Source organism: Leisingera sp. NJS201, assembly GCF_004535885.1.
In the GTDB taxonomy this organism is placed as follows: Bacteria; Pseudomonadota; Alphaproteobacteria; order Rhodobacterales; family Rhodobacteraceae; genus Leisingera.
This window is the reverse complement of sequence record NZ_CP038234.1, coordinates 2,645,354-2,666,941: the sequence shown is the minus strand read 5'-3', so window position 1 is coordinate 2,666,941 and position 21,588 is coordinate 2,645,354. Positions and strand designations below refer to the sequence as shown.

Sequence of the window (21,588 nt, the reverse complement as noted above, 5' to 3'; positions counted from 1 at the left end):
CGTCAAACCGCAGGTTTGCCTCCGGCAAACGGGGGGAGGGCGCTTCGCACCCACCCAGGGTCAGGCGCTGCCCTCCGCGTTTAGATCGCACCTTACCGAATTCGGGTATTCGGCCGGCCGTTGCTGACCGCACCGGCCTAACCACCCCGGCCACTACCCACCCAAACCCATGCGCCATCCTCCGCCGGTTCCGCACTCCGGCCATCCCCGCGGCTGAAAACCCGGCCCCCATGTGCTATCCTCCGCTCAGCCAAACTTTCGGAGGATGGCCTCATGACACCCAAAACAGTGAAACTCACCACTCTGGTCGCGGCGCTGACCCTGCTGAGCGCGCCTGCGTTTGCGCATAATTGCCCTGTCGACATGGCCGCCATCGACGCGGCCCTGGCCGCAGGAACCGATCTGTCCGAGGCCGATCTGGACCAGGTTCATGACTGGCGCGACGAGGGCCAGGTGCTGCATGAAGGCGGCGACCATGACGGGTCGGTGGCAACCCTGGCCAAGGCCAAGGAGATGCTGGGGATCGAATGACCGCACAGCAAAACGCCCGGCGCGGGGCCGGGCGGTCCTGTCACAAACCCGACGGCCTTACAGCGCGTCCTGCACATCCTGCGCGGCGCCGCTGATCGCCTGGCCGGCTTTGGAGATGTCGCGCCCCGCGCCCTTGGTAGTCTCGCAGGCGGCCAGCCCCAACAGCATCAGCACACACGCAAAAATCCTGATCATCGTCTAAGGCTCCTTATCTCTGCCCGGTTCTTTGCGGGGATATCTAGCAAGCCGCCCCGGCGCAGGCCAGCGGTATTGCCGGGAGCAGGGCGGTGCCTGCAATGCGGTTTACCAAAAATTGCAACTTATAAGATAGTGCAATCCCCGAAAATCGCGAGTAACTTGACCTGGATCAAGGCTGTAGCTTTGACCCCGCGGCAAGTTATGCGAAATTTGAGCTGGAGGGCATGTACTATGGACTTTTCCACCAGAAAACAAACGCTTGAGGTGCGCCGGATGCAGCTGGCAGGCACCCTGGCAAATGCCGGTCTTGCGCCGGACGCAGCGCAGATGGGCTCTGTCCGGCAGGCCTGTACTGCCCATGCCGGCGCCGTATCCATTGCGGTCCCCGCCAAGTCTGGCCTGGACGAGCTGCGCCGCATTGATGCCGCTTTGGCCCGCCTGCGCGAAGGGTCTTACGGCTATTGCCGGATTTGCGGCGACAACATCAGCGATGACTGGCTGGACCAGCGCCCGGCGTCGCCCTTTTGCAAAAGCTGCGCGCTCTGACAGTTTGCACCAGGCTGGCCCCGGCGGCGCCCTATAAATCCACAGGCAGATCCGGGATCTGCATCAGCCAGGGGGCAGCCGCCCCGCTGGCTGAAGCCGGTTCTGAACCGCAGCCGTTGTCCTGCTGCAGCTCTGCACTACTTCAGGGCTTCGCGCAAAAGCCCCCGTTGCCGTGCCGGCCGGGATATGTCACAACCTGCCTGACCGACTGAACAAATGAGTTTAGCAGATGCCAGATTTCACTGAGCGCCGCCGCATGATGGTGGACACCCAGATCCGTCCGTCGGATGTCACCAAATACCCGATCATCGAGGCGATGCTGGAAGTCCCGCGGGAACAGTTTGTCCCGGACTCGCAGCGCGAGGCGGCTTATGCGGATCAGAACGTGAAACTGGGCGGCTCCCGGGTGCTGATGGAGCCGCGCACCCTGGCCAAGATGCTGGATGCGGTGGATCTGCAGAACGACGAGCTGGTGCTCGATGTGGCCTGCGGGCTGGGCTATTCCACCGCTGTGGCAGCCCGTGTGGCGCAGATGGTGATCGGCGTCGAAGAAGACGCGGACATGGCCGCTGACGCGCAGGAGCTTTTGTCGGAAACCGGCGCAGATAATGCAATCGTGCATACCGGCCCGCTGGCCGGGGGCGCGGCGGAACACGGCCCCTATGACGTGATCCTGGTTGAGGGCGGCGCCGAGGAGCTGCCTGCGGGTTTGCTTGACCAGCTTAAGGACGGCGGCCGGATCGCGGCTCTGATGATGACCGGCGCGCTTGGCGAGGTGAAAATCGGCTATAAAAGCGGCGCCCGGATTTCCTGGCGGTTTGCCTTCAATGCCAGCGCCCCGGTGCTTCCGGGGTTTGCAGCCGCGCGTGAATTCGCGCTCTGACCCGCAGGGCGCGGCATTGCGTCCCAAGGGCCGCTGCCGTTAGACTGAACAAGAGGCCGGGCGCCGCGCAAAGGAGCGCCCGGAGTGCAGATAAAAACCACCGCGGCTGGCGGCGCGGCAAAAGATAAGGCAACCGATGCGAATGAAATTTCCGGCGAGTGTGTTTAAGGCTTTTGTATTTGCTGGCGGCGTGACAGCCACGGCGCTGCTGCCACTGAAGGCCGCGTCGGACAACTTGTCCGACGCGATGATCGGCGCCTATAAGACCAGCGGCCTGCTGGAACAGAACCGGGCGCTGCTGCGGGCCGCGGATGAGGATGTGGCGATTGCCGTGTCCCGGCTGCGGCCGCTGATCCAATGGACGCTCACCGCCAGCCATACCTATTCCCGCAGCGTCAACCAGTTCGGCAACTTCAACGAGTTCACAAACAACGATCTCGGCACCCAGATCCAGCTGACCCAGCTGCTGTATGACGGCGGCGAAACGCGATTGCGCAAGCAGGCAGCCCAGGAACTGGTGCTCGCGACGCGCCAGCAACTGCTGAGTGTTGAGCAATCAGTGCTGATATCTGCCGTTCAGGCCTATGTGGGGGTCCTGCAGGGGCAGGAAAATGTCGCCCTGCGCCGCAACAACCTGCGTCTGCTGCTGGAAGAACTGAAAGCGGCGCAAGACCGGTTCGAAGTGGGCGAAGTGACCCGCACTGACGTCGCCTTGGCTGAAAGCCAGGTGGCAGCGGCCCGCGCCAACCTGACGGGCGCCGAAGGGAACCTGCTGACGGCCCGCGCTACCTATCTGCAAATTGTCGGCCACGCGCCGGGCGCGATTGCCGGCCAGCCCCGACTGCCGTCGCGGGCTGTGTCCATCGACCGGGCGCAATCCATTGCGGCGCGCAACCAGCCGGACCTGCTGGCGCAGCAGCATTCGGTCAAATCCGCCGATATTCTGATCCGGGCGGCGACCAAAGCCTTGGGGCCAAGCGTCAGCTTCCGGGCCACTGCGGGCTTTAGCGAAGACTTGAATGACAGCACCGGTACCGACTCGGATGCTTCGGCTTCGGTGACGCTGACACAAGATCTCTATGCCGGCGGCCGCAACGCGGCGACCCGGCGGCGGGCCATTGCCAGTGCCGACACGGAACGCGGTGCCCTGATCAATACCCAGCGCGCGGTGCGCCAGAATGTCAGCTCGGCGTTTTTCAATGTGGAAACCGCGCGGGCGACACTGGTGTCATCCAATGAACGAGTGCGCGCGTCCAAGGTTGCTTTTGACGGCATCCGCGAAGAGGCCACCCTGGGGGCACGGACGACGCTGGACGTGCTGCAGGCTGAGCAAGAATATCTCGATGCTCAGACAGGCGAAGTGAATGCACGCGCCGACCAGGCAATTGCGGCTTATCAGCTGTTGCAGGCGCAGGGGCTGCTCACCGCCGAGCATCTGGGGCTGGCGGTCGAGATTTACGACCCGACGCTCTATTACAATCTGGTCAAGGGTGCGCCTGCGCAATACAGCAAGCGCGGCAAGGATCTGGACCGGGTGCTCAAGGCCTTGGGACGTAACTGACAATTCATCCTATCGGTTGTGCGGTGACGGGAAGGCCGCTACACTCTGTTTCAAGAGGCAAGAGTGGTTTATAAAATGTCCGACCCAGTTACCCATGCTGAGATCGAAGATGTATTGTCCTCAATCCGCCGCTTGGTGAGTGATGACAGCCGCAGCGGGCCTGCGGCCCCGGAACCTGCAGCCCGGCTGGTCCTGACGCCTGCGCTGCGGGTGCAGGAGGACGGTCCTGACAGCCCCCGGCAACTGATGATCCTGCAAAGGACGACCCTGCAGCGGCGGCACCCGGGGCTGCGACCGGCAGCCTGGCTGAGGGCACAACCGGCCCTTCAGCGATGGCGGGGGCCGGGGAGGGCGCGTCCCTTCTGGAAGCGGAAGCCCCGATAGCCTTCCGGCACCGCAGCAGCGCGGCTGAAACCGGATTGCCCTCGGATGATCAGCAAGCAGAGGCGGAGCAGGACACTGGTTTGCAGGCCGTCCAGCCTGACCCGGGCCAATTGGACGCAGGATACTTGGGCACAGACCGCTTGGATGCGGATCACCTGAATTCAGACCCGGATGCAGGATCGGAACACCAGCAATCGCAAGGCACGCCCGGTGCCGTGACAGACGCTCCCTGGGGTGATCCCAATGCCACGCTGTTTGCCGCCGCCGCAGGTGCGGAGCAGCCGGCAGACGGTACCGGCAATCTTGATGCCGAAACTCCAGCGGACAGTCAGGCCCCGGAAGACAGCCAAGCCCCGCAAGACAGCCAAGCCCTGCAAGACAGTCAAGCCATTGAAACTGCCGGGGCCCGTGCGGCGTCAGTTGTGCGCAAAATTGCCGAGCTTGAGGCCCGCAGTACGCGCGGGCAGGCGCAGGAACCGCAGCAATGGGAGCCGGACAGTCAGACGGAGGCTCCGTTTGCCAGCACTGTCACTGACACCATCGAATGGCGTGACGAACCGCTCTCCGCCCGCCGTGCCGCACCGCAAGACGAGGCCGGTGCATCTGCCGCTGCTGATACGCCCCGGGACGCGGGAGCGGAAGTTTTGGCAGGACCTGGCGTCAACGACGGCAGTGCGGTCGCGAAAGCAGAAACGTTGGCCGAAGCTGCTATGGCCGGGGCTGCGCTGGAAACTCTGGCCGAGACTGGTGATGGCTACCTGGACGAGGACAGCCTGCGCGATCTGGTGGCCAGTATCGTGCGCGAGGAGCTGCAGGGTCCGCTGGGCGAACGCATCACCCGCAATGTGCGCAAACTGGTCCGCCGCGAAATCCACCGCGCGCTTGCCGCGCATGATCTGCTCTAGACCCGGCGGCTGCCCGCGAAGGCTGCCCGTCGAAGGGATGACCTACCGAAAGGCGCACTCTGGTGCGCCTTTTTCATTGGGGCTGCTCCCGCCCGGCGTCTGGCTTTTGGCAAAGCCCTCCGCCCGTTGGGCCCGGCGCCGCGCCAAGCGCGGCGCCGGGCCCAAGACCGCAGACGGGTCTGGCCGTGGCCAGGGCAGGCTGCGGACGCGGGAGGACTTGCCTTGCCCGCAGGGGCCTTAGAACGTCACCGGCCGGGACAGCTCCAGCAGCTGGTCCAGATCCATAAAGCGTTCCAGATGGTCCGCCAGCGCATCAAGCGTCTCCTCGACACCGTCTTCATACCCCGTCTGGCTTTCATGCCCGAGCCCCGCCAGCACGCTGGCGCGGAAGGCATCCGAGGAAAACAGCCCGTGCAGATAAGACCCTTTCACCCGGCCATCGGCTGAGGCCGCGCCCTCGGCGCGCCCGCCGATGCTCAGCCAGGCCCGATCGCAATCGGCACCAGCCGTGCGGCCCATGTGGATCTCATAACCGTTCACCGGCAGATTGCCGTCGCGGGTCACCGCCTCGGTCAGGGTGACACGCTTTTCGCCCGCCATCACCGTATGCACATCCAAAAGGCCCAGCCCGTCGACCTTGCCGGGGCGTCCGTCGACACCTTCGGGGTCGTCAATGGTCTTGCCCAGCATCTGATAGCCGCCGCACAAGCCCAGCACATGGCCGCCGCGGCGGTAATGCGCCTGGATGTCGATATCCCAGCCCTGGTCGCGCAGGTAATTAAGGTCGCCGATGGTCGATTTGCTGCCGGGCAGGATCACCAGATCCGCATCGCCGGGCAGGGCGCGGCCCGGCGGCACGATCTCCACCGTCACCTCCGGCTCCGCTGCCAGCGGGTCCAGATCGTCGAAATTCGCCATCCGTTCCAGCTGCGGCACCACCACCTTGCAGGCGCCGCCCTGGCGCGAGGCGATGTCCATCATGTCCTCGGCCGGCAGTTTCCAGGCGTCCCAGAACCACGGCACCACGCCTAAGCTGGGCCAGCCGGTGCGCGCGGCAATATCGTCCCGGCCTGCATCAAACAGGCTGAGGTCGCCGCGGAACCGGTTCACCATGAACCCCACGACCCGCTCCAGATCATGGCGTTCAAGCACCGCGTGGGTGCCGACGATCTGCGCAATCACCCCGCCGCGGTGAATGTCGCCGGCAATCACCACCGGTACCTCTGCCGCACAGGCAAAGCCCATATTGGCAATGTCATTCTTGCGCAGGTTGGTTTCGGCAGGCGATCCCGCGCCCTCGATCAGCACCAGATCGGCGTCAGCGGCCAAGCGTCGGTAGCTTTCCAGCGCGGCCTCCAAGAGGCCGGTTTTGTCGCGCAAGAAGGAACCCGCACCCTGGGTGCCGCGCCGCTTGCCCTGCACGATCACCTGGGCGCCGGTGTCGGTCTCGGGCTTCAGCAGAACCGGGTTCATATCTGTATGGGGAGGCCGCATCGCGGCGCGCGCCTGCAGCGCCTGCGCCCGGCCGATCTCGCCGCCCTCGGGCGTCACCGCGGCGTTGTTCGACATGTTCTGCGGCTTGAACGGTGCCACTTTCAACCCGCGCCGCACATAGGCGCGCGCCAGCCCCGCCACGATAAGCGACTTGCCGACATTGCTGCCGGTGCCCTGGATCATGATCGAACGCGCCCGTGTCATCCTGCTGCCATCTCCCTGCCTGCGCCCCTGTGTCAGGCGTCTGCATAGCAGCTTAGGCAGCGCCGTCTATGGGCGCTGTGCCGCAAGCGTCCCGCGGCAGCTGCCACGCGACAGCCTGACCCTGCGGAAACCTTGGTGCGCAAAAGAAAAACGCGCCCCCAAAGGGCGCGCTTTTCGGCAATGCGGGGCAGAGGCCTTTCAGGCGGCTTCTGCCTGCGCAGCGTTGCGGCGTTCGCTTTCTTCACGCGACAGTGCAACCGAGGTCCGCACACCGCGGCCCACGAAGTCCATCAGGCCTTCCACAACCCGTTCGTTCGGGTCGATACCGGCGCAGGACAGCACTTCGCGGCCATCGCGCGAACGTGCCCAGCGGGCAATCTGTTCCGGGCCATTGCCGTATTTCTTGTCGTCGGCGATGGCATCATCCAGTGCGGCCAGGACAACGGCTGCAAACAGTTTGCGGGCGCGGTTGCCTTGCTCGTTATTATAAGCGGTGCCGTCTACGAAATCTCGCATCTCGTATCCCTTGTTGTTCTTGCTATTGCAATTTTCGGCGTAGCGCTGCTTATGGCGGAATTGTGACGATTCGGATAGAGCGCAGATGCATAGCTTTCATGCAAATTGCGCATACCTTATTCACACAGTCTCCATACCATATCCTTGTCTTGCCAGCGATCAGCCTGCCAGATATAGGGTCTTGCAAGTTTTCAACAACCATCTGAAAGGCATTTTCCCATGCCCAAGATCAACGGTAACGAAATCCGTCCCGGAAACGTCCTGGAACATAATGGCGGTTTGTGGGCAGCGGTGAAGGTCGATCACGTCAAGCCCGGCAAGGGCGGCGCCTTTGCCCAGGTCGAAATGCGCAACCTGCGCAACGGCTCCAAGCTGAACGAGCGCTTCCGCTCGGCGGACAAGGTCGAGAAGGTCCGGCTGGAACAGAAAGACCAGCAGTTCCTTTACGAGAGCGACGGCATGCTGGTGTTCATGGACACCGAGACGTACGAGCAGATCGAACTGCCGGCAGAGCTGCTGGGCGACCGCCGCCCGTTCCTGCAGGACGGCATGACCATTGTTGTGGAATTCCACGAAGCGGAGGCGCTGAACGCCACCGTGCCGCAGAAAGTGACCTGCCAGATCGTCGAGACCGAGCCGGTAGTCAAAGGCCAGACCGCGGCGAACTCCTTCAAGCCCGCGATTCTGGACAACGGCGTCAAGGTCATGGTGCCGCCCTTTGTCGGCCAGGACGAGATGATCGTGGTGAACACCGAGACCATGGAATATTCCGAACGCGCCTGATCCAGGCCGCGTCCCGGAAAAGCGAAGGCCGCCCTCCCTCGGGGGCGGCTTTTTCAGGTCTTGGGGCGGATCTCAAGACTTTTGCAAAAGTTCTCGAAAACTTTTGCGCCGCCAGCCGGCGGGACGGGAGTATCACTTAGCAGGCAGCGCCAGGTTGAAGCCGCATTCATCCATCATCCTGCCATAGGCCGCGGTAAATCCGCTCAACGACGCCTCATAGAACATGTCGTTCCCGGCCCAGATCTCTACCCAGCTTCCCTGTTTCATCGCTTGCAGCATCGGCAGGTGATCCTGAGACTGCAGCGCGCTTTCAGCTTCGGCCAGGCCTTCCTCGTTGATCCAGGAATTGATCCCGGCAGAAACTGAGAAGCTGCGGTCAAAGTCAAAGATGAAATCCACAGTGCCGCCCCGCTGCATCAGCGTCGGGTAATGGCGTGGCGCATATTCCTGCACCTTGGCCATCGGGTAAAAATCCGGCGGGCCGCCGTCGCCGGAAAACACCTCCAACGCCAGGATCGGGTCGCCATCGCCGCCGGTCCAGGCGCGGCAGGTCAGGTAGTTGTCCTGCTCGGTCTCATGCGGTTCAGTGGCGGCATGCCAGTCCTTGTAATTCCAGTAGTCTGCCAAAGCAGGGGAGGCCGCCAGCGCGGCCAGGCAAGCACCAAGGATCAGTCGCATCAAATACCCTTTCAGCAATCCTGACGGCGACCCTAACCCAATTAGGTGAACAGAGGCTTGTCAAACCCCAGCGCGTCCAGCCGTGTCTCCACCATGCTGCGGTAACCGGCACCGAACAGCCGCAGATGCACCAGCGCAGGCCACAGCTGATAGATGGCCCGGCGCACCTCATGCCCCGGCTCCGGCGCGCCATAGCTTTCGTGAAACGCTTCAGGCCGTGCGCCGAACAGATGCAGCATCGCCAGATCCACGTCTCCATCCCCTTAGTAACACCCAGGGTCGATCAGATAGGCGTAGCTGCCGCGGAACAAAACATTGGCAGCCCGCAGATTGCCATGCAGCAGAGAGGTTGGCGGGGCAGCAGGCAGCGGATCCGGCAACCTGTCGCAAAGGGTCTTAAACCGCGATCGCAGATCCTGGGGCAGGGCGTCGGGAACGGCTAGCAGGCGGCGCTGCGCCCAGAAGCTCCGGGGCAGGCGCGCCAGCGGCGCAAATGGCCGGCAGCATAGCCGCTTCCGCGGCAACCAGCGTCACGGTCTTGGCCACCACCCGGCGGCTATCCGTCAGCTCCAGCAGCTGCACCTCGGACAAATTACCGCCATGCAGCGGGCGGGCGCGTGCGACTTCAGCGCCCAATAGGGAAAGAAACGTTTCCTCCAGCCCGCTCACACCTGCCAGGTGACAAGGGCCTCTCCGGCCAGCATCCCCTCCTTGGCGCGGTCGAACCGCAGATAGGCAATGCCCCTGCCGCCGGACTGGGTGAACAGCCTGCCCACGGGTTTGCCGCCCGAGGTGATTTCAGTGCCAACCGGCGCCGTGCCCTCAACCTCCACAGTCCGGAACCCCTTGCGCAGCTCGGTCTTGTGTTTCATCCGCGCGGTGACCTCCTGGCCCACATAGCAGCCCTTGCGGAAATCCACCCCGTTCAGCGCTTCAAACCCCGCCTCCAGAATATAGCTTTCCGGTCCCAGCTCGACGCTGGTCTCAGGGATACAATGGGCGACCCGGACCGCGTCCCAATCACTGCCGTCATCGCCGCCTTCAGCGCCATAGAGCCGCCAGCCCATATCCGCATGGCGCGGATCGGACAGCGCGCCCTCAGGCGCATCGCCGGTGCCGCGTTTCACCTGCAGATCCGTCAGTTTCACCTGCACGTCAGCGCGCAGCCGGTACATGTTCAGCCGCTTCAGCAGGCCTTCGGCCAGCGACGCCTCCACGTCCAAGAGCACCGCATCGCCATCGGCGGCCAGAAAGAAATCCGCCAGATACTTGCCCTGCGGCGTCAAGAGTGCTGCGTAGACCAGCCCATCGTCCAGCCGGTCGACATTGTTGGTCACCAGCCCCTGCAAAAAACTGCGGGCGTCGGCACCACTCAGGCGCAGGATGCGGCGGTCGATCATTTCATGTCTCCGGTGTTTCTCAGAGGACGTTTCATAGTTCCGCCCAGTGATATAGGAAGCAGGGCGGAAGAAAACAGGAAAACCACCCATGCCCGCGCCGGTCAGCATCGTGATCCCCGCCTTGAACGCAAGCGAAGAGCTGCCTGCCACGCTTGAACATCTGATGGAGGGGCTGGCCGCGGGTCTGATCCGCGAACTGGTGATAACGGATGGCGGCTCCGCCGACGCCACCCGCGCTATCGCTGAGGGTGCGGGCGCAGAATGGATCAGCGGCGCGCCCTCGCGCGGCGGCCAGCTGCGCCGTGGCTGTGCGGCGGCCAAGGGCGACTGGCTTTTGGTCCTGCACGCCGACACCCGCCTGGAACCGGGCTGGGCCAAATCCGTGGCGCAGCATCTGCAGACGGGGCAGGGCAGCCCCGCCTGTTTCCGCCTGCGCTTCCGGGCGCGCGGGCTGATGCCGGCCTGGGTCGCGGGCTGGGCCAACCTGCGGACGCGGCTGTTCAGGCTGCCCTATGGCGATCAAGGCCTGCTGATCCGGCGCGCGGCCTATGAGGCCGCAGGCGGCTATCCCGACCAGCCGCTGATGGAGGACGTGGCGTTGGTGCGCCGCCTGCAGGGCATGACGATTCTGCCAAGCGCGGCGCTGACCAGCGCCGCGCGCTACCAGCGCGCGGGCTGGCTGCGGCGCGGAGCACGCAACCTGTGGACGCTGATGCGGTATTTTCTGGGGCGGGATACGGGAAAGCTGGCTGCTTCTTACCGGAAATAGAAGAGAGAGCAGGGTTCTTCCGCGGGCGGAAGCGAAGCGCCCGCCGTTTTGCCGGAGGCAAACCTTTGGTTTGACCGGGGCGGACGGGCGTTGCCCGACCTTTCGGCCGGGCGAAACATTCAAAGATACTCAGCCGAACACCTTGCGCGAGAACCGGCGGAACCAGCGTTCCTTGCCGCTTGCGGCGCCACCCGGCACTTGCTCGGCTTGGGCGGCGATGCCGGCAGTATCCACCACTGTCTTGCCGTCCTGAAACTGCAGCCGGTACAGATCGGCATAGGTGCCGCCGCGCGCCAGCAGTTCTTCGTGGGTGCCCTGGTCCAGCACCCGGCCGCGGTCCATCACCACAATCTTATCTGCATTGCGGATGGTCGACAGCCGGTGCGCGATCACCAGCGTGGTGCGCCCGCCGGCCAGCTTGTCCAGCGCCTGCTGCACCACCTTCTCGGATTGCGCATCCAAGGCCGAGGTGGCCTCGTCCAGCAGCAGCACCGGCGTATTGCGCAGCAAGGCGCGGGCAATCACCACCCGCTGCCGCTGGCCGCCCGACAGGGCTGATCCGCGCGGCCCCACGCGGGTTTCCAGCCCATGCTCCAGCTTGGGCAGGAAATCCGCCACATGCGAGGCCTCCAGCGCCGCTTGCAGTTCCTCGTCGCTCACATCGGTGCGGCCCAGAACGATATTCTCAAGCAGGGTTTCGTCAAACAGCATCGCATCCTGCGTCACCACCGAAAACAGGCTGCGCAGATCTGCGGTGTTCAGACCGGTGACCTCAACCCCGCCCACGGTCACGGATCCCGCCTGCGGATCCACCATCCGGGTCAGCAGGTTGAAGATGGTCGATTTGCCAGCCCCCGAGGCCCCCACCAGCGCGGTGGTCTTTCCGGCTTCGGCCTCCAGTGTCAGCCCGTGCAGGATCTGCGCGTCGCCGTAATTCAGCTCAACTCCGCTCAGGCTGATGGCGGGCAGACCTTGCGGCGCGGCCTGCGGATGTTCTGGCTCGCTCAGCAGGATCGGCGCATCCAGCAGCTCCTTGATCCGCTCCAGCGCTGCCGCCGCGCCCTGCCAGACACCGGAAATATTCGCCAACCGCCGCATCGGTTCGAAACTCAGCCCGATCGAGGTGAAAAAGCTCATGAACTGGCCCACGGATTTTTCGCCGGCGATGATCTCGTTGCCGCCATACAGCAGCACCGCCATAAAACCGACACCGGCCATGATGTCGGTCATGCCCGAAATCGACGAAGTGCCAAAGGCGGCCTTCACTTCCGAGCGGACAAAGTCATCGGTGCGTTCGGAAAAACGGTGGACCTGATAATCCTCCAGACGGTTCAGCTTGACCGGCACGATGCCGTGGAAAATCTCGTCCAGCCGGGTTGCCAGATCAGCGCCCAGATCGCGCGCGCGCGACGCCTTTTTGCGCACATAACGCTGGATGGTCGAGATCGGCAGCAAGAGCACCGGCACCCCGACCAGCAGGATCAGCGTCCAGCGCCAGTCGATGCTGAAGGCAACGCCCAGCACCGCCACCAGCGCCACCAGATCGCGCCCGGCGCCGGTGATCACCGCCTGCCAGACCGCGTTGATGGCATAGACATCCGACTGGATCCGCTGGATCAGCAGCCCCGGCGGGTGCTGCTGGTGAAACGCCGGATCCTGGCGGATCAGCCGCGCCAGCATATCCTTGCGCAGATGTGCGGCCGAGGTCTGCGAAACCTTGCTCAGCAGCACCTTCTGGGTGACGCTGGACACGCCGCGCAACGTGAAAATCGCCAGAAACGCCAGGCTGACCCAGACCAGCGCGTCTGAATTGCCCGCGACAAAGACCAGATCGAACATCGGCTGCATCATATAGCCAAGCGCGCCCATGGTGGCGCCTTCCAGCAGCATAAAGATCGCGGCAATGCCCAACAGGCCGATGTAATGGCGCAGATAACCGCGCCACAGCCAGCCGAACAGCTCGCGCGAGGATTTGTGAGGCTGGCTCATACGGGGAGGGTCCGGCAGGGAGTTCGGGTCATTTCGCGCCTTTTCTGACATGCCGCAACCATTTAAGCAGCTCGGCTGCAGGGCGCAAGCAATTCGCCGTGACGCTGCGGTCTGTGGAATTGACCCTGCGGGATCGCCGGCTACTGCGCCGCAAAGGATCAACCGCGGTGCGCGAAGGCGTTTGCGCTGCTAAGAACATTGCCCATGAGCGGATCAGTGAACATATCGGCAGGCCGGTCATACCTGGCCATTCCGGGCGCATCGGTGCTGCCGGACCAGGTGCTGCAGGCAATGCACCGGTCTCTCCCAACATCTATGCCGGTGCTCTGGTCGAAATGACCGCCACCCTGATCCCGGATCTGCAACGGATCGCCGGCACCCGGCATCAGGTTGCGATCTAAATCTCCAACGGCCACGGCGCCTGGGAGGCGGCACTGCAGAACACGCTGCAGCCGGGCGGCCGGGTGCTGGTGCCTTCCTCGGGTCGTTTTGCGATCGGCTGGTCGGAAATGGCCGAAGGGCTGGGCATCGAGGTTGAGGTTCACGATTTCGGCAATCACGCGCCCTGGGACTTGGACCGGATTGCCGAACGGATTGCCACTGGGCACCGAACTGCGCATGTGGCTGGAACAGCACTTGGGCCTGACGCTGGGCATCAGCCTTGGTATGGCGGCGCCAAACAGCCCGGACTGGCACGGGTTTTTCCGGCTGGGCCATATGGGTCATGTGAACGGCCATATGGCGATGGGCCTGCTGGGTGGCATCGACACCGGTCTCAAGGCGCTGGGTATTCCGCACGGGCCGGGCGCGCTGGACGCGGCTGCAACAGCCCTGGCCGCGCGCTAGCAGCCTGGCAGACACAAACGGTAGGCGCGGCTCACGCCTTCCGTGCATTCAGGCGGATATCCAGCCTGGTGATAAGATGGTTGATCAGCACCGCCAGCACCAGAACAGGCACCATTCCGTACATCACCCAGACCACAAAGAAGATCCACATCAGGTTGATCCCGGCAAAGGTGATTGCGGCAGTGAAGAAATCCGGCATGTTGGCCGGCAGTTCAGGGTCACGCATGACAATTCTCCCGGTTCTACTTCTAAATGGTAGTCCAGGAGTGGTGAATGTCCGGTAAAACTGCCGCGATCCGGGGAGCGCTGGCAATTTTCAGCCACCCCGCGCCGCCGCCAGTGCCCGCGGCAGGGCCGCCGCAAAGGCGTCCAGCTCCGCTTCCGGCCCGCAGCTCACCCGGATGCAGCGGTTTTGCGGCGCGGCAAAGGGCATCCGCACAAAGATCCCCTGATCCACCAGACCATCCAGAACCGCCTTGGCAAACACCCCGTCGTGACCGCAGTCAATGGCCACGAAATTGGTGGCCGAGGGCAGGGCGCTCAGCCCGTTTTCTGCCGCGATCCCAGCAATCCGGTGCCGCGCGCCGCCGATTTGCGCCAGCACGCTCGCCAGCCAGTCCTGATCCTGCAAGGCCGCCAGCGCCCCCGCCTGCGCCGCCCGGTTCATGCCGAAATGATTGCGCACCTTATTGAAGGCAGCGATCAGATCCGGGTGGCCTATGGCATAGCCCACCCGTGCACCGGCCATGCCATAGGCCTTGGAGAACGTCCGCATCCGGATCACCCGCACATCATCGGCACTGACGGGCGCCGCGGTGCCTTCCGGCGCGCATTCCACATAAGCCTCGTCCAGCAGCAGCAGGCAGCCCGCGGGCAAATGGTCCAGCGCGGCGGCAATATCGGCGCCCTTGCGCCAGCTGCCCATCGGATTGTCCGGATTGGCAAGGTAGACGATCTTGGCATCCACCTCCGCCGCCCTGGCAAACAACGCCTCAAAATCCTCGCGGTCATTCTTGTAGGGCACCGTGTGGATCACCCCGCCAAACCCCGCCACATGGTAATTGAACGTCGGATAGGCCCCCAGCGAGGTCACAACCGCATCGCCCGGCCCGATCAGCAGCCGCACCAGATAGCCCAGCAAACCGTCGATACCTTCGCCGACGATGATATGCTCAGGGTCCACCCCTTGATGCGCCGACAGCGCCTGACGCAGATCATGGCTTTGCGCATCGCCGTATTTCCAGATCTCCGCCGCCGCTTTGGCCATTGCCTCAACCGCCTTGGGCGAAGGGCCGAATATGTTCTCATTCGCCCCCAGCCGTGCCGCAAAAGGCGCGCCGCGCTCACGCTCCTGCGTTTCGGGGCCGACAAACGGCACGGCGGCAGGCAGGGAAAGCGCAAGCGGGGTGTAGCGGGGACCAGTCATGGCTGCAGATAACCCCAAGCCCGCAAACGGGGCAAGGCTTGCGTCACCGTTCCCTGCCGCGCAGATTACACCCGGATGTCCAGAGGATTCTTTCATGCGCAATGTTCTGGCCTTGCTGGCCGCCGCCCTAGGCTACCTGTTGTTCTGGCCGGTGCCGGTGGATCCGGTCGCCTATGACCCGCCCGCCGCGCCAGGGTTTACCGGCGTCTACGCTGAAAACCGCGCCCTGGATGCGGCAGAGCTGATCAGACTGCCGGATGGCGAAGCAGGCCCCGAAGACCTGGCCGAACTCGCGGACGGTGCGGTCTACACCACCAGCCTTTCCGGAAATCTCTACCGCATCGACGGGGCGGAGCCGGTGCTGGTCGACCGTCTCGGCGGCCGCCCGCTGGGGTTGAAGGCCGGGCCGGACGGCGCGCTTTACATCGCCGACAGCTTCCGCGGCATCCTGCGCTGGTCCGGCCCCGGCACGCTCAAGGTGCTGGCAGACAGCATCAATGGCACGCCCATCATTTACGCCAACCAGCTCGACGTGGCACAGGACGGCACCGTCTATTTCTCCAACTCCTCCGACCGGTTCGATCCGGAAACCATGGGCGGCACCAAACCCACCTCGATCCTCACCATCTGGGAACAGTCGGACAGCGGCTACGTCGCCCGCTTGGCGCCAGACGGCAGCGTAGAAAAGCTCGCCACAGGCTTCGTCTACACCAATGGCATTGCCCTGTCCCCGGACGAAGATTTCCTCTTGATCAACGAAACCGGCCGCGCCCGTATCCATCGGCTTTGGCTCACGGGGGACAGGGCGGGCCAGCAAGAGGTCTTCCTTGATAACCTCCCCGGCTATCCCGACAACCTTGAAGGCCAGGGCGACGGCACCTATTGGCTGGCCTTTGCCAGCCCGCGCCTGCCGTCGGAAAAACTGATGCCCTATCCGTTCTTGCGCAAACTGATCTGGCGGCTGGGGCCAATGGTGCGCCCGGCGCCGGTGCATCGCGGCATGCTGATGCAGTTCGACGGGCAGGGCAAAACCTTACGCACACTGCAGGACCCGGACGGGCGCCTTGGCGTCACCACCGGCGGCAAGCTGGCAGGCGGGCAGCTTTACGTGATGACACTCGACTCGCCCTGGTTCGCCCGTCTGCCGCTGCAACCCTGACCCTTCCCCCACGTTGGACTGGCATCCCATCCGCTGCCGGGGCAGGCTGGCGGCAAACCAGCAACGGGGAATATGTCATGGCCAGAGTCACCACCGGCTACAAGGACCACATCGCCTATGTCACGCTTGCCCGTCCGGACAAGCACAACGCCCTGGACGAGGAGATGATCGAGGCAATCATCGCCGCCGGGCAGGAGGTGGCGGAATCGGAGGCCCGCGCTGTGGTGCTGGCAGGTAGCGGCAACAGCTTTTGCGCCGGTCTCGACATGGCCGCTTTGGCCGGATTTGCGCAGCGTGACCTCAGCACCCTGGTGATGGAGCGCACCCACCACGACGCCAACGCGTTCCAGGAGGTGGCGATGGTCTGGCGCCGGATGCCGGTGCCGGTGATCGCGGCCATTCACGGTGCCTGTTTCGGCGGCGGCTTGCAGATCGCGCTGGGTGCCGACATCCGCATTGCCCACCCCGAGGCGCAGCTGTCGGTGATGGAGATGAAATGGGGGCTGATCCCGGACATGGGCGGCATGGCGCTGCTGCCGCGGCTGCTGCGTTCGGACGTTTTGCGCCGGCTCACTTACACGGCTGAAAAAATCGCCGCGCCGCAGGCGCTGGACTGGGGGCTGGTGAGCGAACTGGCAGACAGCCCGCTTACCCGCGCCCAGGAACTGGCCACCGTCATCGCAGCAAAAAGCCCCTCCGCCATCCGCGCTGCCAAGCGCATGATCGCTTATGCCGAAAGCGGTGCCGCCCAGGCGGATGTGCTGCTGGCCGAAAGCGCCGGACAGCTGGACCTGATCGGCAAGCCGGATCAGATGGAGGCCGTCGCGGCGCAGCTGCAAAAGCGCCCGCCGGATTTCGGCTGAGCCCTGCCAGAGAGGCTTCTTCTCCGCCCCGTGCCGCCGCCCGCGTGGTGCTGAACCGGAATTCCAACAGCTTCTTCCGGCTGTAAAAATCCCCGCCGGAGGCAGCGTCCGGAACGGGCGCTTTGCCGCCGGCGGGTCTTTGAAAACTGCAACAGCGGTTTTTCGCCAATTTTTCCGAAAATCCGCCTATGCCAGCGGGAAACCGCCGCCCGCCGGCAGAAAAATGCCGCGCAAAATCAACAGAAACGCCCGTTAACCATTTGGCAATATTTGCGGGCGAATTCTGCCTTCATCAGGGCGCAAAACAGGCCAATCCATCAATTGGAAACCTGCCGCCGGAACGCTCGCACGGGCGCCGGATGGGTGTTTGCACCCTGATGAAATGCAGTAGAACCGGCTGGCGCAGGAAGTGCGCTGCAGCCGGGCTTCAGAAAGGAGTGAGGCTGATGCAACTGGTGCGTAAGAAGTGGTTTATTCTGTTCGAAAGCGGCGCCCTGCTGTCCCGGACCGGCGACCGGATCACCTATTTTTATGACGAGGCCCTGTGCTTTGGAAACCGCGAGGAGGCGCAGCGTTACCTGGCGGTCAATGAAAACAAGGTCAGCTGCACCGGCCTGCACCCGTCGCTGACCGAGGCAGCGTGAGCGGATGGCTCGCCGCCAGCCGCAGGCCCCCGGCGGCGGAGGCCGCAATGCCTAGCTCGGCCCGTTGGCTGCTCGCCTTCAGCGGGGTGATGATCTCGGCCTCGGCGCTGGTGTTCTGGGCCTGGCTCGGCGGCGCAGGCCAGCCGGCCGAGGATCAGCCCGGCTGGTTCACCCTGACTGCATTGCGGTTTTTCTGGCTGCCCTTCCTCAGCGGCGCCGGGCTGGTGCTAGCGGTCTGCTGCGCCGGGCGCACGGGTCTCTGACCTGCCGGCCCCGGTGATACCGGCCCAACGACGCGGGTCCAGTGATACCGGCCTTTGGGCCGTAGATCCTAAAAGCCGGCCAGGAAAAAGCCGCGCCCGGTGCAGGCGCGGCTTTCTATTCAACAGGTCTGCGGCGGGCTTAGAGCGACGCGTCGTAGATTTTGGCGATATTTGCGCCCAATGCAGCGTCATATTCCGCATCGGTCATCGACACGCTCAGCCCCTCGGTCAGCGCGCGGCTGAAGGAGGCGATCATCTTGGCGTTCTGCGACAGGCGCGCGCAGGCGTCATCGGTGGTATAGCCGCCCGACAGCGCCACAACCCGCACCACATTGGCGTGATCTGCCAGATCATCATAGAGGCCAGCCTTGGACGGGATGGTCAGCTTCAGCGCCACTTTGGTGCCTTCGGGCAGGGCGTCCAGTTGTGCCTTGATCTCTGCCTTCAGGACATCTTCGGCCTCGGCTTTGGTGGCCGAGTTGATGTCCACTTCCGGCTCGATGATCGGCACCAGGCCGGCGGCCGCGATCTGCTGGCCCACTTCGAACTGCTGGGCGACAACCGCCTTGATGCCTGTCGCATTGGCTTCCTTGACGACCGAGCGCATCTTGGTGCCGAAGATGCCCTTCTCACCGGCGCGCGCCAGCAGGGCGTCCAACTCCGGCATCGGCTTCATCATCTGCACGCCATTGGCCTCATCGGCCAGGCCCTTGTCCACTTTCAGGAACGGCACCACGCCGCAGTTGCCCCACAGGAAGTCCGCGGTCGGCTTGCCGTCAATCTCGCCGTCCATGGTTTTCTCGAACAGGATCGCACCCAGGATACGCTCCTTGCCAAAGCTCGGCGAGGTGATGATGCGGGTGCGCATCTTGTGGATTTCGGCGAACATCTCGTCGTCGCCGGAATAGGCGTCCTCGGTCACGCCATAAAGCGCCAGCGCCTTCGGGGTCGAGCCGCCGGATTGGTCCAGCGCGGCAATGAAGCCTTTGCCGGCTGCGATACGGTCGAGTTGTTCCTGATGAACGGAAGCGTCTTTGGCCATGATGCGTCACTCTTCTTGGGAATGGTCTGTCTTGGCGCTGTCTATACCGCGAATCTGCCGGGAAACAACGGGGTGTTGCGCTAACGGAAGAAGGATTTCCGCGCATCCCGCGCCATATTATAGCGCATTTCCAGATCCGAGATCCGCGCCATCGCCGCCTTGCGTGCTGCCGCATCCGTCAGAGCCGCATAACCCTTGCGGGCCGCGGCCAGCTGTTCCTTCAATGTGAACTCCTCCGGCACCACGCCGGCCTGCGCCATGATCCGCATTCCTGCCGCCAGGCCTGCATCCACATGCGCCTCGCCGCTGCGGTCGGGCAAGGGTTTGCCTTGGCCCGCCAGTCCTTGCAGCTGCCCTTCGGCCTGGGCCTTGGCCAGCTGCCGTTCAATCAGATTGCGGAATGCGCGGATCATGGGCGGCCTCGTGTTTTCTGCCGGGATCCTACCAGCCGCAGCTCAACCCAGCCAGTCCTTGCGGGTGACTGCGTCATTCAGCGCAATCAGATCCTCGTGCAATTCGCCCAATGCAATGGGGCCGCCCAGGCAGACCCTTACTGCTTCCTCGGGCAGGCCGGTCACGGTGAAAGCATCGCTTGGCATGATGCCGATCTGGCGGCCTGCCATGCGGCCCATTACCTCGGCCCGGCTAGTGCCGCGGGGCAGGGTAAGCCACAGGTTGAAGGCCAGTGGATCCGCAATGGTAAAGCATTCCTGCAGCACCTCAGCCGCCAGCGCCTGCCGCACCGCTGCGGCCTTGCGCACGAAACCCTGGATTTCCGCCGCGGTGCCATCCTCAATCCAGCGGCCCAGAAGTGCCAGGTTCAGCGGCGACACCATCACATGCATCGACCGCATTGCTTGTGAGAACTGCCCCATCAGGCTGCGTTTGGGCACCGTGGTATAGGCCAGCCGCAACCCGGCGCCGAAACATTTGGACAGGCCCGCAATATGCCAGCCCAAATCCGGGATCAGGCTGCTGATGGCGGCAGGAGCATCCTCGGCAACGAAGCAATAGGCGTCGTCTTCGATCAGCGGCAGATCATGTTTTTGCAGCACGGCCGCCACATCCTCACGCCGGTGGCTGGGCATGGTGCGGGTGGTCGGGTTCTGCAGCGTCGGGTTCAGGTACAGCGCCGCCGGCCAGTGGTCGGTGACCGCTTTTTCCAGCGCCTCCGGCAGGATGCCGTCACGGTCGCCGGCCAGACCGATCAGCCGGATCCCCAGCCGCGCCGCAATTGAGCGCAGCCCGGGATAGGTCACATCCTCGCACAACACGGTTGAACCGGGCTCGCACAGCACCGTCAGAATTGCATAAAGACTGGCATGAGAACCCGGCGTGACCGCCAGCCGCTCGGGTGCGCAGGGCAGGCCGTTTGCCTGCATCCAATCCGCCGCAATGGCCCGGTCCTGCGGGCTGCCGGTGACCGATTGATAGCGCAACAGCGGCAGCAGGTTGGCCGAGACATGCTCCAGCCCCTTTTGCATCCGCGCCAGCAAGGCCGGGTCATCCGGCTCCGGCGGCATGTTCATCATCGGGTCTTCTTCCAGCGCCCGGCGCGGGTCGGGGCGTGCCGGCAGCGCGTCCGGCGCCTTCACAAAGGTGCCGCGGCCCACAAAGCTTTCGATATAGCCGCGCCGCACCGCCTCGGCATAGCCGCGCGACACGGTTGAGAAATCCACCCCCAGATCCTGCGCCACCCGCCGCTGCGGCGGCAGCCGGTCGCCGGGCGCCAGCACGCCGGTGTCGATGTCGGATTTGATCGCCTCGGCCAACTCCAGATAGCGGGGCTTTGCATTGGCCAGACGGGCCGGGGTCCACTGCTTCATCGGCAGAATCTCCTGGGGTGATTGTTTGGTTCAATGATTGACTGCGTCAATAAATGCAATATCCATGTTTGCAAATTGATTGCAATCAATCCTGGAATCGCAGTATCAGGCCGCAAACCCCAAGGAGACGTGCGATGACTGGGATGGATGTTTTGCAACAGGACCAGCGGGAGATGAAACCCGCCTTGCTGAAGGGGCTGCGGCTGCGCTGCCCGAACTGCGGCGAGGGCAAGCTCTTGCACAGTTATCTCAAGGTGAACGACAGCTGCAGCGAATGCGGCCAAGAGCTGCACCATCAGCGCGCTGATGACGGGCCGGCCTATCTGACCATTCTGGTGGTTGGCCACATTCTCGGCTTTGCGCTGCACATTGTTTATACCCAGTTGCGTCCGGATCCCTGGACCTTGGCGATCATCATGTCGGTGATCACGGTGGGGGCCTCGCTGGTGATGCTGCCGCGGATGAAGGGGCTGGTAGTGGCTTATCAATGGGCCAAGCGGATGCACGGGTTCTGAATCCGGCCAGAAACCAACCTGAAACCAACCAGTTAAAATGCAAAAGGCGGGCCATTGGCCCGCCTTTTTCCGGTTTCTCCCTGCGCCGCGCAGCGGCGCCGGGCCCAACGGGTGCGGCTCACGTGCCGTGAGCCAGGCAGCGGGCGGGAGGACACCCGCCTGC

Annotated in this window: 25 protein-coding genes and 1 pseudogene; 13 read left to right on the top strand and 13 right to left on the bottom strand. The window is 63.9% G+C overall.

All coding sequences use genetic code 11. The annotated features are described in order from the left end of the window. The first annotated feature begins 273 nt into the window (after positions 1-273). On the top strand, positions 274-531 hold the full coding sequence (locus tag ETW23_RS13205; RefSeq protein ID WP_247676960.1) for a hypothetical protein: 258 nt from the start codon (positions 274-276) through the stop codon (positions 529-531). Between the two features lie 57 nt (positions 532-588). On the opposite strand, the gene ETW23_RS13200 is transcribed toward ETW23_RS13205, so the two are convergent. Further along, positions 589-726, bottom strand: a complete 138-nt coding sequence (locus ETW23_RS13200; protein ID WP_134830252.1) for an entericidin A/B family lipoprotein — start codon at positions 724-726, stop codon at positions 589-591. 234 nt (positions 727-960) lie between these two features. Between ETW23_RS13200 and ETW23_RS13195 the strand changes: the two genes are divergently transcribed. The 4 genes from ETW23_RS13195 (at position 961) to ETW23_RS13175 (ending at position 5,008) form a co-directional block, all read left to right on the top strand. Further along, complete coding sequence (locus ETW23_RS13195) at positions 961-1,275, top strand: TraR/DksA C4-type zinc finger protein (protein WP_129370281.1); 315 nt, start codon at positions 961-963, stop codon at positions 1,273-1,275. Positions 1,276-1,504: 229 nt separating this feature from the next. Then, positions 1,505-2,158 carry a protein-L-isoaspartate O-methyltransferase gene (locus tag ETW23_RS13190; protein ID WP_134830251.1) on the top strand — a complete coding sequence of 218 codons (654 nt, stop codon included), beginning with the start codon at positions 1,505-1,507 and terminating at the stop codon, positions 2,156-2,158. 136 nt (positions 2,159-2,294) lie between these two features. Further along, complete coding sequence (locus ETW23_RS13185) at positions 2,295-3,719, top strand: TolC family outer membrane protein (RefSeq protein ID WP_129370283.1); 1,425 nt, start codon at positions 2,295-2,297, stop codon at positions 3,717-3,719. A gap of 332 nt (positions 3,720-4,051) precedes the next feature. Beyond that, positions 4,052-5,008: a hypothetical protein gene (locus ETW23_RS13175; protein ID WP_167738043.1), complete on the top strand. Its 957-nt coding sequence runs from the start codon at positions 4,052-4,054 to the stop codon at positions 5,006-5,008. 237 nt (positions 5,009-5,245) lie between these two features. On the opposite strand, the gene ETW23_RS13170 is transcribed toward ETW23_RS13175, so the two are convergent. Then, complete coding sequence (locus tag ETW23_RS13170) at positions 5,246-6,706, bottom strand: cobyric acid synthase (RefSeq protein ID WP_134830248.1); 1,461 nt, start codon at positions 6,704-6,706, stop codon at positions 5,246-5,248. A 198-nt stretch (positions 6,707-6,904) separates the two neighbouring features. Further along, positions 6,905-7,222 carry a DUF6280 family protein gene (locus tag ETW23_RS13165; protein ID WP_008556013.1) on the bottom strand — a complete coding sequence of 106 codons (318 nt, stop codon included), beginning with the start codon at positions 7,220-7,222 and terminating at the stop codon, positions 6,905-6,907. Between the two features lie 219 nt (positions 7,223-7,441). Between ETW23_RS13165 and efp the strand changes: the two genes are divergently transcribed. Continuing rightward, positions 7,442-8,005, top strand: a complete 564-nt coding sequence (gene efp, locus ETW23_RS13160) for an elongation factor P (protein WP_129370286.1) — start codon at positions 7,442-7,444, stop codon at positions 8,003-8,005. 132 nt (positions 8,006-8,137) lie between these two features. Here the strand turns inward: efp and ETW23_RS13155 are convergent, their stop codons facing one another. The 4 genes from ETW23_RS13155 to ETW23_RS13145 all read right to left on the bottom strand — a co-directional run bounded on the left by ETW23_RS13155 (position 8,138) and on the right by ETW23_RS13145 (position 10,083). Next, positions 8,138-8,683: a hypothetical protein gene (locus ETW23_RS13155; protein ID WP_134830247.1), complete on the bottom strand. Its 546-nt coding sequence runs from the start codon at positions 8,681-8,683 to the stop codon at positions 8,138-8,140. Positions 8,684-8,724: 41 nt separating this feature from the next. Further along, complete coding sequence (locus tag ETW23_RS26790; RefSeq protein ID WP_348773149.1) at positions 8,725-8,934, bottom strand: fructosamine kinase family protein; 210 nt, start codon at positions 8,932-8,934, stop codon at positions 8,725-8,727. 12 nt (positions 8,935-8,946) lie between these two features. Beyond that, positions 8,947-9,207 carry a phosphotransferase gene (locus ETW23_RS26785; protein WP_368075838.1) on the bottom strand — a complete coding sequence of 87 codons (261 nt, stop codon included), beginning with the start codon at positions 9,205-9,207 and terminating at the stop codon, positions 8,947-8,949. A gap of 141 nt (positions 9,208-9,348) precedes the next feature. Beyond that, complete coding sequence (locus ETW23_RS13145) at positions 9,349-10,083, bottom strand: folate-binding protein YgfZ (protein WP_134830246.1); 735 nt, start codon at positions 10,081-10,083, stop codon at positions 9,349-9,351. A gap of 88 nt (positions 10,084-10,171) precedes the next feature. Between ETW23_RS13145 and ETW23_RS13140 the strand changes: the two genes are divergently transcribed. Next, the gene (locus tag ETW23_RS13140; RefSeq protein WP_134830245.1) at positions 10,172-10,852 is read left to right on the top strand and encodes a TIGR04283 family arsenosugar biosynthesis glycosyltransferase; all 681 of its coding nucleotides are present in this window, start codon (positions 10,172-10,174) and stop codon (positions 10,850-10,852) included. Positions 10,853-10,981: 129 nt separating this feature from the next. On the opposite strand, the gene ETW23_RS13135 is transcribed toward ETW23_RS13140, so the two are convergent. Then, positions 10,982-12,841, bottom strand: coding sequence for an ABC transporter ATP-binding protein (locus ETW23_RS13135; RefSeq protein WP_134830244.1), 1,860 nt, complete (start codon positions 12,839-12,841; stop codon positions 10,982-10,984). 204 nt (positions 12,842-13,045) lie between these two features. Between ETW23_RS13135 and ETW23_RS13130 the strand changes: the two are divergent. After that, a pseudogene (locus ETW23_RS13130) lies at positions 13,046-13,687 on the top strand (hypothetical protein). Positions 13,688-13,718: 31 nt separating this feature from the next. Here ETW23_RS13130 and ETW23_RS13125 read toward each other — a convergent pair. Together ETW23_RS13125 and ETW23_RS13120 are read right to left on the bottom strand one after the other, a co-directional pair. After that, a complete protein-coding gene (locus ETW23_RS13125) occupies positions 13,719-13,913 on the bottom strand; it encodes a histidinol phosphate aminotransferase (protein ID WP_129370291.1) in 195 nt (64 codons plus the stop codon). Between the two features lie 90 nt (positions 13,914-14,003). Then, positions 14,004-15,113, bottom strand: a complete 1,110-nt coding sequence (locus ETW23_RS13120; RefSeq protein WP_134830243.1) for a pyridoxal phosphate-dependent aminotransferase — start codon at positions 15,111-15,113, stop codon at positions 14,004-14,006. A gap of 94 nt (positions 15,114-15,207) precedes the next feature. On the opposite strand from ETW23_RS13120, the gene ETW23_RS13115 reads away from it, so the two are divergent. From ETW23_RS13115 to ETW23_RS13100, 4 genes are all read left to right on the top strand, one after another. Further along, the gene (locus ETW23_RS13115; RefSeq protein WP_134830242.1) at positions 15,208-16,272 is read left to right on the top strand and encodes an SMP-30/gluconolactonase/LRE family protein; all 1,065 of its coding nucleotides are present in this window, start codon (positions 15,208-15,210) and stop codon (positions 16,270-16,272) included. A 77-nt stretch (positions 16,273-16,349) separates the two neighbouring features. Further along, on the top strand, positions 16,350-17,135 hold the full coding sequence (locus ETW23_RS13110; RefSeq protein ID WP_134830241.1) for a crotonase/enoyl-CoA hydratase family protein: 786 nt from the start codon (positions 16,350-16,352) through the stop codon (positions 17,133-17,135). 446 nt (positions 17,136-17,581) lie between these two features. Then, positions 17,582-17,779 (top strand): hypothetical protein, encoded by a 198-nt coding sequence (locus ETW23_RS13105; protein WP_129370295.1) that lies wholly within the window; start codon positions 17,582-17,584, stop codon positions 17,777-17,779. 47 nt (positions 17,780-17,826) lie between these two features. Beyond that, complete coding sequence (locus ETW23_RS13100) at positions 17,827-18,042, top strand: hypothetical protein (RefSeq protein WP_129370296.1); 216 nt, start codon at positions 17,827-17,829, stop codon at positions 18,040-18,042. Positions 18,043-18,181: 139 nt separating this feature from the next. Here the strand turns inward: ETW23_RS13100 and ETW23_RS13095 are convergent, their stop codons facing one another. The 3 genes from ETW23_RS13095 to ETW23_RS13085 form a co-directional block, all read right to left on the bottom strand. Further along, entirely contained in the window at positions 18,182-19,084 is a 903-nt protein-coding gene (locus ETW23_RS13095; RefSeq protein WP_134830240.1) for a fructose bisphosphate aldolase, read from the bottom strand. A gap of 80 nt (positions 19,085-19,164) precedes the next feature. Continuing rightward, positions 19,165-19,497 (bottom strand): DUF1992 domain-containing protein, encoded by a 333-nt coding sequence (locus tag ETW23_RS13090; RefSeq protein ID WP_134830239.1) that lies wholly within the window; start codon positions 19,495-19,497, stop codon positions 19,165-19,167. A gap of 42 nt (positions 19,498-19,539) precedes the next feature. Next, positions 19,540-20,910 carry a PLP-dependent aminotransferase family protein gene (locus tag ETW23_RS13085; RefSeq protein ID WP_134830238.1) on the bottom strand — a complete coding sequence of 457 codons (1,371 nt, stop codon included), beginning with the start codon at positions 20,908-20,910 and terminating at the stop codon, positions 19,540-19,542. A 134-nt stretch (positions 20,911-21,044) separates the two neighbouring features. Between ETW23_RS13085 and ETW23_RS13080 the strand changes: the two genes are divergently transcribed. Then, positions 21,045-21,425, top strand: a complete 381-nt coding sequence (locus tag ETW23_RS13080) for a DUF983 domain-containing protein (RefSeq protein WP_129370300.1) — start codon at positions 21,045-21,047, stop codon at positions 21,423-21,425. Positions 21,426-21,588 lie beyond the last annotated feature (163 nt).

What these genes read in the sequence shown, in the direction of transcription:
- ETW23_RS13205 (WP_247676960.1), top strand. Translation starts at nt 274, where the DNA reads ATGACACCCAAAACAGTGAAACTCACCACTCTGGTCGCGGCGCTGACC.
- ETW23_RS13200 (WP_134830252.1), bottom strand. Translation starts at nt 726, where the DNA reads ATGATCAGGATTTTTGCGTGTGTGCTGATGCTGTTGGGGCTGGCCGCC.
- ETW23_RS13195 (WP_129370281.1), top strand. Translation starts at nt 961, where the DNA reads ATGGACTTTTCCACCAGAAAACAAACGCTTGAGGTGCGCCGGATGCAG.
- ETW23_RS13190 (WP_134830251.1), top strand. Translation starts at nt 1,505, where the DNA reads ATGCCAGATTTCACTGAGCGCCGCCGCATGATGGTGGACACCCAGATC.
- ETW23_RS13185 (WP_129370283.1), top strand. Translation starts at nt 2,295, where the DNA reads ATGCGAATGAAATTTCCGGCGAGTGTGTTTAAGGCTTTTGTATTTGCT.
- ETW23_RS13175 (WP_167738043.1), top strand. Translation starts at nt 4,052, where the DNA reads ATGGCGGGGGCCGGGGAGGGCGCGTCCCTTCTGGAAGCGGAAGCCCCG.
- ETW23_RS13170 (WP_134830248.1), bottom strand. Translation starts at nt 6,706, where the DNA reads ATGACACGGGCGCGTTCGATCATGATCCAGGGCACCGGCAGCAATGTC.
- ETW23_RS13165 (WP_008556013.1), bottom strand. Translation starts at nt 7,222, where the DNA reads ATGCGAGATTTCGTAGACGGCACCGCTTATAATAACGAGCAAGGCAAC.
- efp (WP_129370286.1), top strand. Translation starts at nt 7,442, where the DNA reads ATGCCCAAGATCAACGGTAACGAAATCCGTCCCGGAAACGTCCTGGAA.
- ETW23_RS13155 (WP_134830247.1), bottom strand. Translation starts at nt 8,683, where the DNA reads ATGCGACTGATCCTTGGTGCTTGCCTGGCCGCGCTGGCGGCCTCCCCT.
- ETW23_RS13145 (WP_134830246.1), bottom strand. Translation starts at nt 10,083, where the DNA reads ATGATCGACCGCCGCATCCTGCGCCTGAGTGGTGCCGACGCCCGCAGT.
- ETW23_RS13140 (WP_134830245.1), top strand. Translation starts at nt 10,172, where the DNA reads ATGCCCGCGCCGGTCAGCATCGTGATCCCCGCCTTGAACGCAAGCGAA.
- ETW23_RS13135 (WP_134830244.1), bottom strand. Translation starts at nt 12,841, where the DNA reads ATGAGCCAGCCTCACAAATCCTCGCGCGAGCTGTTCGGCTGGCTGTGG.
- ETW23_RS13125 (WP_129370291.1), bottom strand. Translation starts at nt 13,913, where the DNA reads ATGCGTGACCCTGAACTGCCGGCCAACATGCCGGATTTCTTCACTGCC.
- ETW23_RS13120 (WP_134830243.1), bottom strand. Translation starts at nt 15,113, where the DNA reads ATGACTGGTCCCCGCTACACCCCGCTTGCGCTTTCCCTGCCTGCCGCC.
- ETW23_RS13115 (WP_134830242.1), top strand. Translation starts at nt 15,208, where the DNA reads ATGCGCAATGTTCTGGCCTTGCTGGCCGCCGCCCTAGGCTACCTGTTG.
- ETW23_RS13110 (WP_134830241.1), top strand. Translation starts at nt 16,350, where the DNA reads ATGGCCAGAGTCACCACCGGCTACAAGGACCACATCGCCTATGTCACG.
- ETW23_RS13105 (WP_129370295.1), top strand. Translation starts at nt 17,582, where the DNA reads ATGCAACTGGTGCGTAAGAAGTGGTTTATTCTGTTCGAAAGCGGCGCC.
- ETW23_RS13100 (WP_129370296.1), top strand. Translation starts at nt 17,827, where the DNA reads ATGCCTAGCTCGGCCCGTTGGCTGCTCGCCTTCAGCGGGGTGATGATC.
- ETW23_RS13095 (WP_134830240.1), bottom strand. Translation starts at nt 19,084, where the DNA reads ATGGCCAAAGACGCTTCCGTTCATCAGGAACAACTCGACCGTATCGCA.
- ETW23_RS13090 (WP_134830239.1), bottom strand. Translation starts at nt 19,497, where the DNA reads ATGATCCGCGCATTCCGCAATCTGATTGAACGGCAGCTGGCCAAGGCC.
- ETW23_RS13085 (WP_134830238.1), bottom strand. Translation starts at nt 20,910, where the DNA reads ATGAAGCAGTGGACCCCGGCCCGTCTGGCCAATGCAAAGCCCCGCTAT.
- ETW23_RS13080 (WP_129370300.1), top strand. Translation starts at nt 21,045, where the DNA reads ATGACTGGGATGGATGTTTTGCAACAGGACCAGCGGGAGATGAAACCC.